This window comes from Polaribacter sp. Hel1_85 (assembly GCF_000766795.1).
GTDB lineage: Bacteria > Bacteroidota > Bacteroidia > Flavobacteriales > Flavobacteriaceae > Polaribacter.
In genome coordinates this window covers 83539-101262 of sequence record NZ_JPDS01000003.1, presented here as the reverse complement: position 1 = coordinate 101262, position 17724 = coordinate 83539, and the positions used below count along the sequence as shown (strand labels likewise).

Below are 17724 nucleotides of genomic sequence, written 5' to 3'. Positions count from 1 at the left end.
ACCTGTGAAAGTAGATTACATAATAGTAGGTTTAGGTTTAGCAGGTTTAGCTTTTGTAGAAGAATTAATTGCAGCAAAAAAATCATTTTTAGTTTTTGAAGATGATTCTCAAACTTCTTCTCTAGTTGCTGGAGGCGTATATAATCCTGTTATTTTAAAAAGGTTTACACCTGTTTGGAATGGTAAAGAACAGTTAGAAGTTGCAATTCCTTTTTATCAGAGATTAGAAAAAAAGCTACATATTAAAATTGATGAAAAGTTTGTAATCAAAAAATCTTTTAAATCAATTGAAGATCAAAACAATTGGTTTACAGCTTTAGACAAACCAAAATTAGTAGATTATTTAGACCCTAAATTAGATACTAAAAGTTATAAAGGAGTTATCGCTGATTTTAGTTTTGGAAATGTAAAAGAAACTGGTAGAATTGATACAAAAAAACTAGTAGAATCTTATAGAGCATATCTTAAAGAAAGAGGTTTCATCAGGTTCGAAAATTTTGAACATCAAGAATTAAATATTGATGAAGAATCATTAAAATACAAAGACATTAATGCTTCTAAAATTGTTTTTTGTGAAGGTTTTGGAATAAAGCAAAATCCGTATTTTAATTACTTACCATTAAATGAAGCTAAAGGAGAGTTGCTAACAATTTATGCACCAGAATTAAATATTGATTTTTTATTAAAATCAACACTTTTTGTACTTCCTTTAGGAGATAATTTGTATAAAGTGGGGGCAACTTTTAATTGGACAGATAAAACTTCAAATCCATCAGAGGAAGGAAAACAAGAGCTGGTAGAAAAATTAAAAAAAGTAATTAATGTGCCTTATACAATTGTTGATCAAACTGCAGGAATTAGACCAACAGTTGCTGGTAGAAGACCTTTGGTTGGTATGCATCCAAAATATACACAGTTAATTGTCTTAAATGGCTTAGGAACTCGTGGAGTAATGATTGCACCAACCATTGCTAAAAACCTCTTTCATCATTTAGAAAATGATGAAGAATTAGATAGTGAAATAAATATAAATAGGTTTTAAGTAAAAAGCAACCTTTTTCAGATGAATTAGGTTGCTTTTTTTGGGGGGAATAAAACTCAAAAAATGAGTGCTTTTAAAGTATAGTAATTTTTTTTTAATTACCTACTTTGTATTATAAGTTAATGTATTACGTTTTTATTTACACTACTCAAAAACATATTTATTTCTTCGTTATAATTTAAATGTTGTACTTGATCATCTTCTAGATCGTTGACCATGCTTTTTGATTGCTTTTTAAAAATAAAATTATATATTTTAAACATAATGTGGGGGTTAAAAGTTATACATCAAAGAAAATAAAAATATTTAAAACCTCATAGGGTATCAATACCCTATAATTATTGAAATAGTAAAAAGGTGTTTGTTTTGTTGCACCCATTTAACAAGAGTATTTGTTTGTGGGTCTAGGTTTAATTTAATAATAATTTTACTTCTATATTTTTCTACCGTTCTATGAGATATAAAAAGTAAATGACCAATTTCTTTATTGGTTTTATATTGGGAAATTAACTTTAATATTCTTCTTTCTGTTAAAGAAAAATCTTTTAAAATACGATCATCTTCATCTGTAAAACCAATGTATTCTTTAACTTTTTTGCTAAAATAAGGAATGTTGTTTTTTACAGAATTAATACATAGTTCTATTTCTTCTAATGCAAATTCTTTTAATAAGTAACCGTAAATATTTAGTTTTTTAGCTTTTAAATAAAGATCTATTTCTTTATGAAGCGTAATTAAAATAATTTTAGTTGAAATATTGTTTTTTTTGCACTCATTTGCAATTTCAATTCCTGTTAAATAAGGCATTTCTACATCTAAAATTGCAATTTCTGGTTTTCTTTTATAAATAAAATTAAGAGCAGATCGTCCATCGGAAGCAACACCAATTATGTTCATTTTTTTTTCAATTAATAACTCAGTTAAACCTTTTATTAATATTGGATGATCGTCTGCTATAAAAATAGATTGTTTCATTTTAAGGGGAATAAAATTTTAATAACAGTATTATTTTTTTTCAAGCAATTTATGTTTAAAGTTCCTTTTAAGAAATCTACTCGCTGATTTATTGTTTTTAGCCCTAAACATTTATCTTCATTTAATTTTTCAAGATAATTAAAACCAATTCCGTTATCTTGAATTTTAATGTATATATGATTTTTTTTTATAAGTTTTAAAGTTACTCTCGCAGAATTTGCTTGAGCATGTTTTATAATATTAGAAAGGCACTCTTGTACTATTCTAAAAACATTTACTTCTTGTTCTACATTTAAAAGGTTATCTATACTATCTATATCGCCAAAAATAAATGTATCACTATTCTTATCAAATTTGCGCATGAGGTTTTCTAGAGCACTAGTTATGCCAATTCCTTTTAATTGAAAAGGGTATAATATCCTAGCAATACTTCGCATTTCTTCTAAAGCTTCATTAATTAAGTTCACTGTATATAGGTCATTTGTAGATAATATTTTGTTTTTTATTAACAATAAACTATGTCCTAACCCATCATGTAAGTCTTTAGATATTCTTTTTCTTTGTTCTTCTTGTGCTAATAATAATTTTTGAGAAAAATCAACCTGCATTTTTTTTTCTTTTAGAAAAATGAGTCGATTCCAATATAGATATATAATAATAAATACAAGGAGGGTAAAGATGACGATAGCTGTTATTAATTGTTGTTTCGTTTTATTGTTTTTTTTTAAGAGAACTATTTTGTCATTCTTTAATTGTTCTTCTTTTTCTTTTTCCGACAAAGTTTGATAATAGTTAACAACACTTATTGTATTAATCTTAGCAATAGAATCTTTAGTTTGTGTATAAGATAGATAATATTTTAAGGCATTTTTAGAATCATTTTTTTTTAAATAAATATCAAAAATTAATTTATTTAACTCTTTTTTCGAATTGATATCTCCATTATTTTCAATTTCTGACAGTGTTTTTTGTGCTAAATATAATGCGCTTTTTAGTTGATTCTTTTTATATAGATAAAAGCTTTTTGTTTTGTTAAAATAATCGATACTTAAAGAATTTGCATTAGAGTTTTTAATTTGTATAGTAGCTTTATTTAAATATTTTTCGGCCTTATTTAAGGAGTCATACTGTAAATAATATTCTGCAATTGCAGTTTGGTAATAAGGGATAAAACCATCGTTATCTTTACTAATTTCTTTATTTAGTAGAGCTTTATCTAAATATTCTTTATATTTTTTTGTATCATCAATAGCTCTATAATTAATTGCTAAATTGTAATAGTTAGAAGTTAAACCAATATTATATTTTAAAGACTTTTTTTTATCTATAATATCTAAAAGTTTTTCAATAGCTATTTCATTTAAGCCAATTTTACTATAAATAGAAATAATAGCTGTTTTAATAAAAAAAGTATAATGTAAGTCGTTTAAGTTTTCGTAGTAAATAGAGGCTAATTCATAATTTTTAATAGCTTCAATAAAATTATTTTTTTTCACTAAAATTTGACCTTTCAAAAATATTGCATCTGCTTTATAAAGAGAATCTTTTTTGCTTTTTCCGTAACTTTTTATAGAAATATTACAATTTTCAAAGGCTTTGTTGAAATTATTTTTATTGAAGTAAGCTTTTGCCTTTTGTTGAAAAATACCACCTAAAAGGTAGGTGTTATTAATATTTTTTTTATGCTTTTCTAATTTATTTAATAAAAGAATTGCAAAATCATAATCATTAAATTCAACTTCAAGTCTAGAGCACCAATTTAAAATTTTGGAGGCAGCAATATTGTGTTTGTTTTGCTTAAGTACAATGTTTATATACTGTAATGTATAATTTTTAAAAGACTTTACATCTTTTGTTTTATTAATTAAACTATCTAGAGACCTTAGTTGTAATTCTTTACTCTGTCTTGTTAAGTTAAAGTTAGTATTATAAATACTATTTTTATTTATGGAAAAAATTGAATAAGAATAAAATAGGGATAGACATAAATATAAAATATTTATTTGTTTCATGTGGGGGGATTTTTTTAATTGAAAAATATGTAAAAGTCGCAAAAAAAAAAATAAAACAGCGGGTGTTAATACCCTTAAAAAAAAATTAAATAAATTTTCTTTATTGTTTTTTTTGATAACTTACAAACATATTTATCCAGATAATTCTAGATAATCTTAAGTTTACTGGCGCTAAAACCAAAGAGGCCACTATTATAGTAGCAAAACTTTGTATGATTGTTAAGTCTAAAATTACTTTACAAATGATAAAAATGGCAACAAATAAAGCTACAATTATTCCGTAATTTACATACATAGCTCCATAAAAAAAGGAAGGTTCCATCATGTATTTTAAATTACATTTTGGGCAATTATCATGTAATTTAGTTACTTTATTTGGGTTGTAAGTAAATTTATATTTGAAGAATTCTCCTTCATGGCACCTTGGGCATTTGGCATTTACAATACTGTACAACTTGGTTCCCTTTTTAAACATAATAGAATATAAATTTGTATACTTTTGCAAATATAAAGTTTTAAACTTTTTTTTAAGTAACTATTATTACAATACATGCTAAACGTACATAACTTGTCAGTTTCTTTTATGGGAACTGATTTATTTTCAGGAATTACTTTCAAACTAAACAAAGGAGATAGAATTGGTCTTATTGGGAAAAATGGAGCAGGAAAATCTACACTTCTAAAGGTGTTATCTAAAGACATCGAAAGTAGTGGTACTATGGCTTTTGATAAGGATGTACAAATAGGTTTTTTAAGACAAGATATAGATTTTGTAGAAGGAAGAACCATTTTAGAAGAAGCATATCAAGCATTTGAAGAAATTAAGGAAATTGAACTAAAACTCGATGAAATTAATGAACAATTAGCAACTAGAACCGATTATGAAAGTGAAGGTTATAGCGATTTAATTCATGATTTAACTGATAACACTGAGCGTTATGAATTACTAGGTGGTTATAATTATCAAGGTGATACAGAGAAAATTTTACAAGGTTTAGGTTTTCAGCGAGAAGATTTTGATAAATTGACAGATACTTTTTCTGGAGGTTGGAGAATGCGTATAGAATTGGCAAAGTTACTTTTACAGAATAATGATATTCTTTTATTAGATGAGCCAACAAACCATTTAGATATAGAATCTATTATTTGGCTAGAGAATTTCTTAAAATCTTATGCTGGTGCCATTGTGTTGGTTTCTCACGATAAAATGTTTTTAGATAACGTAACAAATAGAACTATAGAAATTTCTTTAGGTCAGATTTATGATTACAAAAAACCATATACTGAATTCTTAAAATTACGTGGAGAAATTAAAGAAAAGCAGTTACAAGCACAGAAAAATCAAGAAAAAGAAATAAAACAGAAACAGCATTTAATTAACAAATTTAAAGCCAAAGCAAGTAAAGCATCTATGGCACAATCTTTAATGAAGCAACTAGATAAAGTTGAATTGATTGAAGTTGATCAAGATGATAATGCTGCCATGAATGTGCGTTTTGCAATTTCTAAAGAACCAGGAAAAATTATTGTTGAAGCAGAAAACTTAAGCAAAAGTTATGGTGATAAACACGTTTTAGAAGATGTAGATTTATTAATTGAAAGAAATAGTAAAATTGCTTTTGTTGGTCAAAACGGACAAGGAAAATCTACTTTAGCAAAAATGATGGTGGGAGAAATTCCTTTTGAAGGAAATCTTAAGCTTGGTCATAATGTAGAAGTTGGTTATTTTGCTCAAAACCAATCTGAACATTTACCACCAGAAAAAACGGTGTTAGAAATAATGGAAGATGCTGCAACAGATGGAAACAGAATGCGTGTTAGAGACATGTTAGGTTCTTTCTTATTTGGTGGAGATGCAGTAGATAAAAAAGCAAAAGTACTTTCTGGAGGAGAAAGAAACAGGTTAGCATTGTGTAAATTATTATTATCACCTTTTAATGTGTTAATAATGGATGAGCCTACAAATCACTTAGATATAGCTTCTAAAAACGTTTTAAAAGAAGCTTTAAAACAATTTAATGGAACGTTAATTTTGGTTTCTCATGATAGAGATTTCTTACAAGGGTTAACAAGTACAGTTTATGGTTTTAAAGATAAAGTGATTAAAGAATATTTAGGAGATATTGATTATTTCTTAGAGCAGCATAAAATTGAAAACCTTAGAGAAGCAGAAAAAAGAACTGTTGTAAAAGTTGATAAAACTTCTGATAAAAAAGAAGCATATCAAATGTCTAGAGAGCAAGAAAAACAATTAAAGAAGTTGAAAAACAAACTTTCTAATATAGAAACTCAAATTGCTGATTTAGAAAAAGAAATTGCAAAAATAGATTTAGAATTGGCACAGAATTATGATGAAGTTTCTGTAAGACCAAATTTCTTTGAAAAATACAAAACTAAAAAAGCAAAATTAGATACTTTAATGGAAGATTGGGAAAAAATTGAAGCAGAAGTTGCTAACTTTAAGTAATTCTTATAGTTTATATTAAAATTTACGGAATGGAAATAGAAGTTAATTGTTAACTTTTATTTCCATTCTTTTTTAAGCGTTGCATAGATAATATCATCTACCCATTCACCTTTAAAAAAAAGGCTCTTTTTAAAATGTGCTTCTTTTCTTAAACCTAAAGCTTCTACAAGTTTTATAGAAGCTACATTTCTAGGGTCAATTGATGTTATAATTCTATGTTTATGTAAAGAATTGAATAGGTAGTCAATGACACCTTTTAAAGATTCTGTAGCAAAACCTTTTCCATGATTATTTTTGGCTAAAGTTATGCCTAATTCACATTGATCTTTATCAATAAAATGGATTCCAACATCGCCAATAATTGTTTGTGAATCGTTTTCTGAAATTACAAATTGAAACCAAGTTGTGGGTTTGTTAAATTCTTTTGGATTTTTAGAAATAAATTCTTCAATTTCATTTATTGATTTTGGAGACCAACCTTGATATTTGTTTGTTTCTGCATCTGATCTGTATGAATAAACATCTTTACTGTCTTTTAATTCTATAGGTCTTAGCGTTAGTCTTTTTGTGGTAATCATACAATTTGTTTGCGTAAAGATAAAATGTTTTAGGTTAAAGCATGCATCTAATATTTATTGTTATCTCTTCTTTTTTTGTTTTGCCTAATGAGTTTTGCTAAGTCTTTACCTTGTTGTTTTTTCTCTGTAACAGTAGATTCAAAATAATCTCTTTCTCTTTCCATTTTCTGAAAGTTATTAAAAGAATCTTTATCTAATTCTTTATTTTCTAATGCTTTTAAAACAGCACAACCTCTTTCACTTGTATGTGAGCAATCACTAAATTTACAATCTTTTGCTAGCTCTAAAATCTCTTCAAAAGTCATTTCTATTCCATGAGAAATATCCGTCATTCCAATTTCTCTCATTCCAGGGTTGTCAATTAAAATACCATTATCAAAAACAATTAATTCTCTATGACTTGTAATATGTTTCCCTCTGTCAATACTTTCGCTAATTGCTCCAGTGTCCATTAAATTAGTCCCTGTTAAAATATTTATTAAAGTTGATTTACCAACGCCAGATGAACCTAAAAGACAATAGGTTTTTCCTTTAATTAATGATGCTTTAATTTCTTCAATTCCAACTAAAGATTGATTGCTAATAGTAAATATAGGAACGTTTTTAATACGCTTTTCAATAGTTTTTAATACTTCATTCAGCTCATCTTTATCTATTAAATCTATTTTACTTAAAACAATTATTGGCTCAATTTTAGAGGCATTACAAATTGTTAAGTATCGTTCTAAACGATTTATACTAAAATCTCTGTTTACAGATTGCACAATAATTCCAAAATCTATATTGGTCGCAATAATTTGAGTCTGTCCTAATTTACCAACAGCTTTTCTTTCTAAAATAGCTTTTCTTGGAAATACGGCATGAATTAAAGCTTTGTTTTTGTCATATTCAGAAATAGCTACCCAATCTCCTACAGCAGGTAAATCCTTTCTATTGATAGAGTTAAATCTTAAGTTCCCTATAATTTCAGCTTCAAATTCATTGGCGCTATTCTTAACAGTATACCTATCTTTATGTTCTGATATTACTCTAGCAACATCAAAAGAAGTTAGGTTTTGTTCAATTCTAAAATCCTCAAAAGAAGAGTTATATCCTAAGTCTTCATTGTTCATAATTTTACAATTTATGAAATAATGTAATTACAATTAGTGAGTTAAAGTAAATTTAAAATTAGAGATACTAGTAAAAGTAATTTATTTTATTTTTATAACTAGCTTTTGCATGTTATCAAATTATTATCTGTTATTTTTGTAGTAGCAAATTTATAATATTGAGTAACACAAGTAATTCTTTTTTCGACACCGATTTTATTTCCATAAATCAACAAGTTTTTCTTCCAATTTTAGAAGAAAAAAAGGTTGAACTTTTTATAAAAAGAGAAGATTTAATTCATCCTTCTGTTTCTGGTAATAAATTTAGAAAATTAAAATACAATTTACTAGAGGCTAAAAAATTAAAGAAGAATGCACTTCTTACTTTTGGTGGTGCATTTTCTAACCATATTGCTGCAACAGCAGTTGCAGGTAAATTGGCAGGTTTTAAAACTTTTGGTATTATTAGAGGTGAAGAATTAGGTAAAAACTTAAAAGAAACCTTAGAAAAAAATGCTACTTTAAGAGAAGCTCATGAAAACGGTATGAAGTTTCACTTTGTTTCTAGAGAATTATATCGTCAAAAATCTTCGTTTGGCTTTATTGAGAAAATGAAAAATAAATGGGGCGATTTTTATTTAATTCCTGAAGGAGGAACAAATTGTTTAGCGGTTGATGGTTGTCAAGAAATTTTAACAAAAGAAGATGCTAAGTTCGATTATATTTGTTCGGCCGTAGGAACTGGAGGAACAATTGCTGGATTGATAAAATCAAAAAAGAAACGTCAGAAAGTTATCGGTTTTCCTGCTTTAAAAGGGAATTTTTTATCTGAAGAGATTAGAAAGTATGTAGTTAAAGATGTTACTTGGAGTTTGCAGAAAAAATATCATTTTGGTGGATATGCAAAATATGATGAAGAATTAATTACTTTTATCAATAACTTTAAAAAGGATACTGATGTTTTGTTAGATCCTATTTATACAGGGAAAATGATATTTGGAATTATAGATTTAATTAAGAAAGATACCTTTAAAGAAGGAACTAAAATAGTAGCAATTCATACAGGAGGAATTCAAGGAATTGAGGGGTTTAACCAAATGTTGAAAAGTAAAAATCAACAACTAATAGAAGTCTAATGAAGTTAAAGGTTGTTTTATATTGTGTTTGTTTATTAGTATTATCAAGTTGTGGGTCTCACAAAAAAACGAGTCAACAAAAGAAAAATCCTGGTGTTGTTTTAAATGAGTCTAAACCAGAAAAATTACCTTCTGTTAACCAAAAAGAAATTACTAAAAAGTTAGTTAAGAAAAACCCGAAACTAAATAAACACACAATAGCTTATATTAGAAAATATGCGCCAATTGCTGTAAAGGAAATGCATAAACATAAAATTCCTGCAAGTATAACATTAGCACAAGGAATTTTAGAGTCAGGTAAAGGAAGAAGTGAATTAGCTTTAAAATCTAACAACCATTTTGGTATAAAATGTCATACTCAATGGAAAGGAGAACGTGTGTATCATGATGATGATGAGGAAGGAGAATGTTTTAGAAAATATCAATATGTAGCTACTTCTTATGATGATCATTCAGCATTTTTAACTAAAAGGAAAAGATATTCTTTCTTGTTTAATTATGGTTCTAAGGATTATAAAAGATGGGCAAAAGGTTTAAAAAAGGCAGGTTATGCTACTGATAAAAAATATCCTAATAAACTTATTAAAATTATTGAAGATTATAATTTATACCAATTTGATAAAGTAAAAAAGAAAGACTTTAAGTTTAAGAAAGAAACAGTAAAGAAAACTAAAAAAGAAGTAAAGCCAGAATATTCTGTAGGTAATTATTATGAAGTAGAAAAAGGGGATACTTTGTATTCTATAGCAAAGAAGTTTAATACTACAGTTGCCAAAATAAAAGAACTTAATGGTTTAAAAAGCAATACAATTGCAATTGGTCAACATTTGTTAACGCATTAAAGTCTATAAGTTAGAGTTGCTTTTTATCAAAAGGTTCAATATTTTTTCTACTCCCAAATTGTCATTACTTTCTGTTGAATAATTAGCAAGTTTGGTAATGTCTTTGTGGGCATTTTTCATTGAGAAACTAAAATTTGCCTCTTTTAGCATTTCTATATCGTTATGATAATCACCAAAAACCATTGTCTCTTCTTTGGTAACTTTAAGCAAACCTTGTACTTCTCTTAGAGCATTCCCTTTGTTGGCTTTTTCATCTGAAATATCCAGCCAGTTTTTACCAGAAATTTTGATAAGCATTTCACTTTCAAACTCTTTTACTGTTGGGTAAATATATTCTTCTGATGAAGTAAAATGATAAATTGCAATTTTTAAAAAGTCTTCAGTATCTGCAATTGCCGTTAAATCATCTACTATTTCATAGGTGTGATAATACTCTTGAAAAAGATTAATAAATTCTTGATTTTTAGATTCGATAAAAGCACCATTTTTTCCACATAAAACCACATGTGCATTATTTATGGTTCTTAAAACAGGAATTATTTTTTTAATTTTAACAGGTGAAAGAGCATTTAATACTAATAAGTTATCTTTCTTTTTTGCAATTCCACCATTTTCAGCAATTACAAAAATATCATCTTTTATTGGAGCTAATTTATGAACAATACTATTGTATTGTCTTCCACTTGCAGCACAAAAATGAATGTTTTTATTTTTTAATTGTTGAAACAAATCAAAGAACAAATCACTAACTTCTCCTTTTGAGTTTAGTAGTGTTCCATCCATATCAGAAACTACTAATTTTACTTTAGATAGGTTCATAGTTTCTTAAAAGTAGTTTTTGAAATTATAAGATTTTTTTTGTTGAATTTCTTTCAACTAAATCTGTTTTAACAACAATTGTTTCTGGCTTTTTCTTGTCTTCAGATTTGTCTTCTAACCTATTTATAAGCATTTCAGCTGCAGTAGCTCCCATAATTTCTCCATGTTGACTAACTGTGGTCATTCTTGGGCTAGAGTGTCTTGCTAAAATTCCGTTAGAAAAAGAAATTACAGAAAAATTTTCAGGAATTCTATGTCCTTTTTTTATAGCAACTTTCATTGCAGCAATTGCAGAAGATTCATCTGTTGCAATAACACTATCTATATTGTTATTTTTAAATATTGGCTCTAAGATTTTTTCATAATTTTTATAGTCGTCATCTATATTTATAATTAGATTTTTTTCAACTTTAATATTATAATCTTCCAAACCTTTTAAATAGCCTAATTGTCTTCTTCTTCCAATTTCTAAACTGTTCATGGTAGAAATAAAAGCTATGTTTTCATGACCAGATTTCACTAAATATGCAACTGTACTTCGAGCACTGTCAAAATTATCTGTAACAACTTTATCGCAATTTATTTTATCTGCAACTCTATCAAACATAACAATAGGAGTTCCATTATCTAAAACTTCTTGAAAATGATTAAAATTGTTTTTAGAAACGGTTTCTTCAGCTAAAGATAAAATAAAACCATCGATACTTCCATTAGAAAGCATCTCGATTGTTTCTACTTCTTTATCAAAAGATTCATTAGAAATACATGAAATTATTTTATAACCTCTGTCGTTGGCTACTTTTTCTATTCCATTAAAAACTTGAGCAAAGAAATAGTTTAACATATTGGGAATAATAATTCCAATAGTTTTGGTCTGCCTATTTTTTAAACTTAAAGCATTAAAATTAGGTTTGTAATTTTTTTCTTTAGCATATTTTTGGATTTTCTCCTTAGTACTCACACTAATTTCATAACTGTCATTCAGAGCTTTAGACACTGTAGAAATAGAAACACTAAATTCTTTGGCAATGTCTTTTATGGTAAGTCTTTTCATTTTAATTCAAATATTAATGACTAAAATACAAAAATCCCTTAATTATGGATGAAAAAATTGACTATTTTACAATTTTATAATATTGATCATTTTTTCGAAGCTCGAAAATTAGGAATCCATAGAGTAACAAATACTCTAAAATTACGAGCCATAAGTTTTCTTTCCAAGGATTATTTGCATATGCTTGATAGCTGAAAATGATAACAATAGTCCAAATAACTGGGAATCGATATTTAGTAAAAACGGATAAAATTAAAGGAGTTGCTAAGTACCAAGGATGAACAGTGGTTGCTGTAAAATAATAAAAACAAAGACCAAATAATAACGCAGTTATGAATTGAATCATGGAATTGTTTTTTCTGAAAAAAGTAATAATTATTAGAAATACAATTGTTAAAATCGGAGTAATTTTTCCAATAATTGCAATTTCATTCCAACCTCTAAATAAGTATCCAATTTCTCTAAAAATATAATAAAAACTTGCATTAAATTCAAAATTTCTAAACCATAAACCTACAGAATCTGAGTAATTAGTAATAAATTCTGAGGAATAGAAAGGAAGAAATAAAAGTATAACTGTGCTTAAAGTAATAGCGTAAAATAAACTTAGTTTTTTAAAACCTGTAAACCAATTTTGTTCTTTTTTCACAAACCATTGATAAAATAAAGGTAAAAATAACAATGGAATTAATTTTACGGAGATAGAACAGGCTATTAGAATTGCTGCCCAAATCCATTTTTGTTGATGCAATTTATAAAAACTCCAAACTAAGAAAAATAACATGACTGGTTCAAAGTGTAAATTACCTGTCATTTCAATAATTATAAAAGGATTTAGCGCGTACCAAAAAATGTTTTTTATAGGCAAGTTTAGGCGTTCTAATAATTTTTTCCCAAAATATAAAATTCCTACATCAGCTAAAATAATGATGACTCTTAGAACAATAACAGATCCAAATACACTTTTGCTTGCAAATAAAGCTGCAATTAAAAAACAAAGTTGATTTATTGGTGGATAGTTGGTGTAATGACTTCCATTCATTTCTCCCATTCCAATATACAAATTGTAGGCTTCAGAAATTGGCTGTTTTCCTTGTTGAATAAAAGTTTCTGGTAATGACAAATAGGGGTTAAATCCTTCTAGAATCATTCGTCCATCCCAAATAAATCGGTAAAAATCTTGGGATAAATTAGGAATTGAAAATAGAAAAATTAACCTAAAAAGTATTACTAAACCAATTAAAGTTGAAGTATGAATGGTTTTGCTTTTTATCAATAAATAGAAACAACCAAAAAGTGCAAACCATAAAAAAAGTAGTTTATAAAACTCAGTTCTTTCTAAAAAATAAGCAAAAATAAAATAGAGAAGTGTACTTACTAGTATTAATAAAACATCTTTATGTTTTGTGAAAAAAGACATTAGGCTTTAGAAAATATTGATTTAAAAAAAACGTAACTAAAACCTACAAAAAGCATAAAATGAAAAGGGAATAAACCAAAATCTCCACCTTCATTTCCAACTATAAATGCACTGTACATTCCAAAGACAAAATAGATTGCTAACAATCCTTCTAAAACAACATGAATAGATGGTTTTTTCTTAATATACTTGTTGTTCTTCCAACCATCTTTTATCGTATTAATATTAAATTTTGGTGTTCTAATAAACTCACTTTTTTTACCAAAATGCCCTTCTAAAACGGCAATTGTGTTGTGCAAAGAGAAGCCCATCGCAATAGAAAAAAACGTAAAAAAAGAACCAATATATTTAATGAATTTTACAAAGCCACCACCATAAATTGTCTTAAACATATACCAATAGCAAATAAAAAATATGAGTGAACTTACTACAAAAAAGCTCATTATATAAAAATAGTATTTTAAATGTTCATGTTCATTTTTGATATATAACATGGGTATGCTTAAAACTGCCACTAAGAAGATACAAGTAAACATAGAGCTGTTTAATAAATGCAGTAAACTATGTATTTTAGTTCTAAAAGGAATATTTTTATTAGTAATTACTCGCTTCATCATTTTCTGAAAATTCTCTGCTCCACCTTTATTCCATCTAAATTGTTGTGATCTTGCAGCGCTAATTACTACCGGTAATTCTGCAGGAGTTTCAACGTCAACCAAATATTTAAACTTCCAATCTTTTAATTGTGCTCTGTAACTTAAATCTAAATCTTCTGTAAGTGTATCTCCTTCCCAATTACCAGCATCATAAATACATTCTTTTCTCCAAACACCAGCTGTTCCGTTGAAGTTTATAAAATGACCTTTGCTATTTCTACCAACTTGTTCTAAAGTAAAATGTGCATCTAAAGCAAAAGCTTGTATTTTTGTAAGCGTAGAATAATTTCTATTGATATGTCCCCATCTTGTTTGAACAACACCAATTTTTGGATTTTTAAAATAAGGCACAGTTTGATACAACCAATTAGATTTCGGTAAAAAATCGGCATCAAAAATGGCAATGAATTCTCCTTTTGCCGTTTTTAAACCTTCTTTTAATGCACCGGCTTTAAAACCTTCTCTATTAGATCTTCTAATATGCTGAATATCTATTCCTTCTTCTTGAATTTCTTTGATAAGTTTTGCTGTAATTTCAACAGATTCATCTGTAGAATCATCTAAAACTTGAATTTCTAACTTCGCTCTTGGATATGTTAATTTGGCAATGTTTTTTAACAATCGCTCCATAACATACAATTCATTATAAACAGGTAATTGGATGGTTACAAAAGGAATTTCTTCTTTCTTTGAAAAATCAAATTTATCTGAATTGTCTTCCTTTTTTCTTGCTTTTAAATAATTAAAAAGTAAGTTTAATTGCGCAATTGCATACATAAAAATAAGCAATAACGATATTGAATAAATAACAATGATGATGTATTCTATAACCACTATTTAAAACTGTATTTAAAAATCCAACCTAATATTTTTATACCTGCAAAGATACTTCCTTTTACAGTACCTGACACCTTAGAAACGCCAATTCTATTTCTGTATTTCACTGGAATTTCTACGTAACTCAATTTTTGTTTTAAAGCTTTTAACTGCATCTCTACAGTCCAGCCATACGTTTTGTCCTCCATATTTAAAGCCAGTAATGTATTGTATTTAATAGCTCTAAAAGGACCTAAATCTGTAAATTTTGCTCCAAAAAACAGCTTCATTAAAAATGTTGCTAACCAATTACCAAAAATTTGTTGGGGCGTCATAGAACCATTTTCTCTCAATTTTTTTACACGAGAACCAATTACAAAATCGATATTGTTATGAATTATTGGTGCAACAATTTCTGTTAATTGTTCTGGGTAATCAGAATAATCTCCATCTAAAAAAACTAAAATTTCTGGTTTTATTTTTTGATTAGAAATGTATTCCATTCCTTTTAAACATGCATAACCATAGCCTTTACGATGTTCTTTAAGAACTGTTGCTCCAGCGTTTTTTGCGTTTATTTCTGTATTATCAGTAGAATTATTACTAATTACAATAACTTCATCAACGATTTTAGGAATATCGTTAATTACATTTGTTATAGAATCTTGCTCGTTATAAGCAGGTATAATTACTTTAATTATTGGGGCCATTATCTTAAATCATTGAGACTGTTTTCAACTCTAAAGGATGAAAAGTCTGTCCATTCTTTTATTTTTTTACCTTTTTTATATTTGGATGCTTTTATAAGTTTTTCCTCTTTATATATTAAGCAATATCCATTTTTTTGATTGTTTTTTAATTGACATTTGTGGTTTATAAAACCTTTATCATCATAAAATAACCACCAATTATATTTTGTTCCTTTTTTAAAATGACCCTCTTTTTTTTTGGAGGAATCGTTGTTGTAAAAATACCAATAATTCGTTTCTAAATTGTCTGAAAAATGGCCTTCTTTTTTTAGATTTCCATTTTTGTAATAGAACTTCCAAAAAGCTGTTTTTTTAGCATCTAAAAGCCATCCTTCTTCTTTTATTTGTTTGTTTTTATAGTATTCTTTATGATATTCTTTTTGGCAAAAGGATGAGAAACTCATCAAAAGAAAAAAGAAAATGAAGAAAGTGTATTTAAACATTAATTTTTGTTTACCAAATCCATTAAATCTACATCATTTCCTAATAAAATTTCGGTAGGATTAATTCTACCTTCTTCTGGTCCGTTTTCTAACTTTAAAACTCCTCTTGGGCAAACAGCAGAACAAACACCACAACCAACACAACTAGATCGTACAATATTTTCTCCTTTTTGTGCGTAAGCTCTAACATCAATACCTTGCTCACAATATGTAGAACAATTTCCACAAGAGATACACTGACCTCCATTTGTAGTAATTCTAAATCTTGATTTAAAACGTTGTATAAAACCTAAATAAGCTGCTAAAGGACAACCAAAACGGCACCAAACTCTGTTACCAAAAATAGGGTAGAAGCCAGTACCAATTACACCTGCAAAAATAGATCCTATTAAAAACCCATAAATATCTTGAATTGTTTGTGTCTTAATTCCTAAAGCTTGATCAGCACCAGAAAAGAATGTATATAGAGCAAAACCTGTCATCACTAAAACAAAAACAAGTACAGCGTGAATTACAATGCGTTCTACTCTCCAAGAAAGTAAGGTTTTACTTGAAAGTTGTCTGTAAGGATCTCCTAAAGTTTCTGCTAATCCTCCACAACCACAAACCCAAGAACAATACCATCTTTTTCCGAAGAAATAGACCATTACAGGTACAACTACAATTGTTAAAACTACTCCCCAAACTAAAATGAATAAACCAAAACCTCCACTAGAAAGCAGTTCGTCTAAATTCCATTTAAAGAAAAAATCATAATCTAAAGGAAATGCATTTTTAAAGTCATACCAAGGTTTTTCGAAGCGTACTAAAATCTCTGGAATTAAAAAAGCAAAAACAATTTGAAAGAATAAAACAGAAGTAGTTCTTAAAATTTGATATTTATTATGACGGTATTTTATATACATTCTCACAGCCATCACAGCCATTACAACGCAGTATAAAAAACCATATAAAAACCATTGACTTGCAGGGTTACCACTAATAGATTTGCTAATAGGATCTACCAAATACACCCAGTTTACTATTAAATCTGGATAAAAATATAGGAGAATGTAAAAAGTAACTAAAAAGATAAAGGCAAACCAACCAATCCAACCACGATTTGTAGCTGCATTTAGAAAAATTCCATCATTTTTTATTCCTGGTTTTCCTAATAAAATTACATCAGGAATAATAAACATCAGTGCACCAATAATTCCCAATCCAAAAGTTAAAAACCACATAAGTCCAGTGTTTTCAACCAAAAGTCCTTTGCCTGCTTTTTTAGCAAGTGAAAAACTTAAACTATGAGGTTTGCCAAATATTTTATACTGAAATTGTGCTGCTTTTTTGTCCCAGTTTTTTTCAGCATCATATTTAGCAATTAACTTATCATAATGTTTGTTCGACATGTTATATGCATTTCTAACACGACTTGAAAATTCAAAAATATTTAAGTCTTTATCGGTTACAATTGCATTTGTAAGTTGCGATTTAATTACATCACTTTTATATCCTTTTTCTTGAATAAAATTGTCTAATTCTGTTTGAGTTAATCGGAAAGAACCTGTAAAAATCGTTCCTATAAAGAAAAATAATCCTAATAAAAATATAATTAAACCTGTTTGTTTTATGAATTTCATAT

General features: G+C 27.5%; 16 protein-coding genes. 4 read left to right on the top strand and 12 right to left on the bottom strand.

Annotated elements, in window-relative coordinates:
• The first annotated feature begins 4 nt into the window (after positions 1 to 4).
• A complete protein-coding gene (locus tag PHEL85_RS14155) occupies positions 5 to 1042 on the top strand; it encodes an NAD(P)/FAD-dependent oxidoreductase (protein WP_036826660.1) in 1038 nt (345 codons plus the stop codon).
• Positions 1043 to 1366: 324 nt separating this feature from the next.
• On the opposite strand, the gene PHEL85_RS14150 is transcribed toward PHEL85_RS14155, so the two are convergent.
• The 3 genes from PHEL85_RS14150 to PHEL85_RS14140 form a co-directional block, all read right to left on the bottom strand.
• Entirely contained in the window at positions 1367 to 2017 is a 651-nt protein-coding gene (locus PHEL85_RS14150) for a response regulator transcription factor (protein WP_036826658.1), read from the bottom strand.
• Complete coding sequence (locus PHEL85_RS14145) at positions 2014 to 4029, bottom strand: sensor histidine kinase (RefSeq protein WP_036826655.1); 2016 nt, start codon at positions 4027 to 4029, stop codon at positions 2014 to 2016. The genes PHEL85_RS14150 and PHEL85_RS14145 overlap by 4 nt, the downstream gene beginning before the upstream one ends.
• Before the next feature lie 100 nt (positions 4030 to 4129).
• Entirely contained in the window at positions 4130 to 4534 is a 405-nt protein-coding gene (locus tag PHEL85_RS14140) for a DUF983 domain-containing protein (protein WP_235318291.1), read from the bottom strand.
• Positions 4535 to 4579: 45 nt separating this feature from the next.
• Between PHEL85_RS14140 and PHEL85_RS14135 the strand changes: the two genes are divergently transcribed.
• Complete coding sequence (locus PHEL85_RS14135; RefSeq protein WP_036826649.1) at positions 4580 to 6496, top strand: ABC-F family ATP-binding cassette domain-containing protein; 1917 nt, start codon at positions 4580 to 4582, stop codon at positions 6494 to 6496.
• A gap of 56 nt (positions 6497 to 6552) precedes the next feature.
• On the opposite strand, the gene PHEL85_RS14130 is transcribed toward PHEL85_RS14135, so the two are convergent.
• Entirely contained in the window at positions 6553 to 7074 is a 522-nt protein-coding gene (locus tag PHEL85_RS14130; RefSeq protein WP_036826646.1) for a GNAT family N-acetyltransferase, read from the bottom strand.
• A gap of 47 nt (positions 7075 to 7121) precedes the next feature.
• On the bottom strand, positions 7122 to 8186 hold the full coding sequence (gene rsgA / locus PHEL85_RS14125; RefSeq protein ID WP_036826644.1) for a ribosome small subunit-dependent GTPase A: 1065 nt from the start codon (positions 8184 to 8186) through the stop codon (positions 7122 to 7124).
• 158 nt (positions 8187 to 8344) lie between these two features.
• On the opposite strand from rsgA, the gene PHEL85_RS14120 reads away from it, so the two are divergent.
• Positions 8345 to 9301 carry a 1-aminocyclopropane-1-carboxylate deaminase/D-cysteine desulfhydrase gene (locus PHEL85_RS14120; RefSeq protein WP_235318290.1) on the top strand — a complete coding sequence of 319 codons (957 nt, stop codon included), beginning with the start codon at positions 8345 to 8347 and terminating at the stop codon, positions 9299 to 9301.
• On the top strand, positions 9301 to 10143 hold the full coding sequence (locus tag PHEL85_RS14115; protein ID WP_036826641.1) for a glucosaminidase domain-containing protein: 843 nt from the start codon (positions 9301 to 9303) through the stop codon (positions 10141 to 10143). Before PHEL85_RS14120 ends, PHEL85_RS14115 begins: the two co-directional genes overlap by 1 nt.
• A 3-nt stretch (positions 10144 to 10146) precedes the next feature.
• Here PHEL85_RS14115 and PHEL85_RS14110 read toward each other — a convergent pair whose 3' ends face one another.
• From PHEL85_RS14110 to PHEL85_RS14080, 7 genes are all read right to left on the bottom strand, one after another.
• A complete protein-coding gene (locus tag PHEL85_RS14110) occupies positions 10147 to 10962 on the bottom strand; it encodes a Cof-type HAD-IIB family hydrolase (RefSeq protein WP_036826638.1) in 816 nt (271 codons plus the stop codon).
• A 25-nt stretch (positions 10963 to 10987) separates the two neighbouring features.
• A complete protein-coding gene (locus tag PHEL85_RS14105) occupies positions 10988 to 12016 on the bottom strand; it encodes a LacI family DNA-binding transcriptional regulator (protein WP_036826635.1) in 1029 nt (342 codons plus the stop codon).
• 61 nt (positions 12017 to 12077) lie between these two features.
• On the bottom strand, positions 12078 to 13436 hold the full coding sequence (locus PHEL85_RS14100) for a DUF2029 domain-containing protein (protein ID WP_036826633.1): 1359 nt from the start codon (positions 13434 to 13436) through the stop codon (positions 12078 to 12080).
• A complete protein-coding gene (locus tag PHEL85_RS14095; RefSeq protein ID WP_410477255.1) occupies positions 13436 to 14869 on the bottom strand; it encodes a cellulose synthase family protein in 1434 nt (477 codons plus the stop codon). Before PHEL85_RS14095 ends, PHEL85_RS14100 begins: the two co-directional genes overlap by 1 nt.
• Positions 14870 to 14925: 56 nt before the next feature.
• Positions 14926 to 15618, bottom strand: a complete 693-nt coding sequence (locus PHEL85_RS14090; protein WP_200882365.1) for a glycosyltransferase family 2 protein — start codon at positions 15616 to 15618, stop codon at positions 14926 to 14928.
• A complete protein-coding gene (locus tag PHEL85_RS14085; protein ID WP_036826624.1) occupies positions 15618 to 16100 on the bottom strand; it encodes a toxin-antitoxin system YwqK family antitoxin in 483 nt (160 codons plus the stop codon). The genes PHEL85_RS14090 and PHEL85_RS14085 overlap by 1 nt, the downstream gene beginning before the upstream one ends.
• Positions 16100 to 17722 (bottom strand): 4Fe-4S binding protein, encoded by a 1623-nt coding sequence (locus PHEL85_RS14080; protein WP_036826622.1) that lies wholly within the window; start codon positions 17720 to 17722, stop codon positions 16100 to 16102. The genes PHEL85_RS14085 and PHEL85_RS14080 overlap by 1 nt, the downstream gene beginning before the upstream one ends.
• Positions 17723 to 17724: the final 2 nt, after the last annotated feature.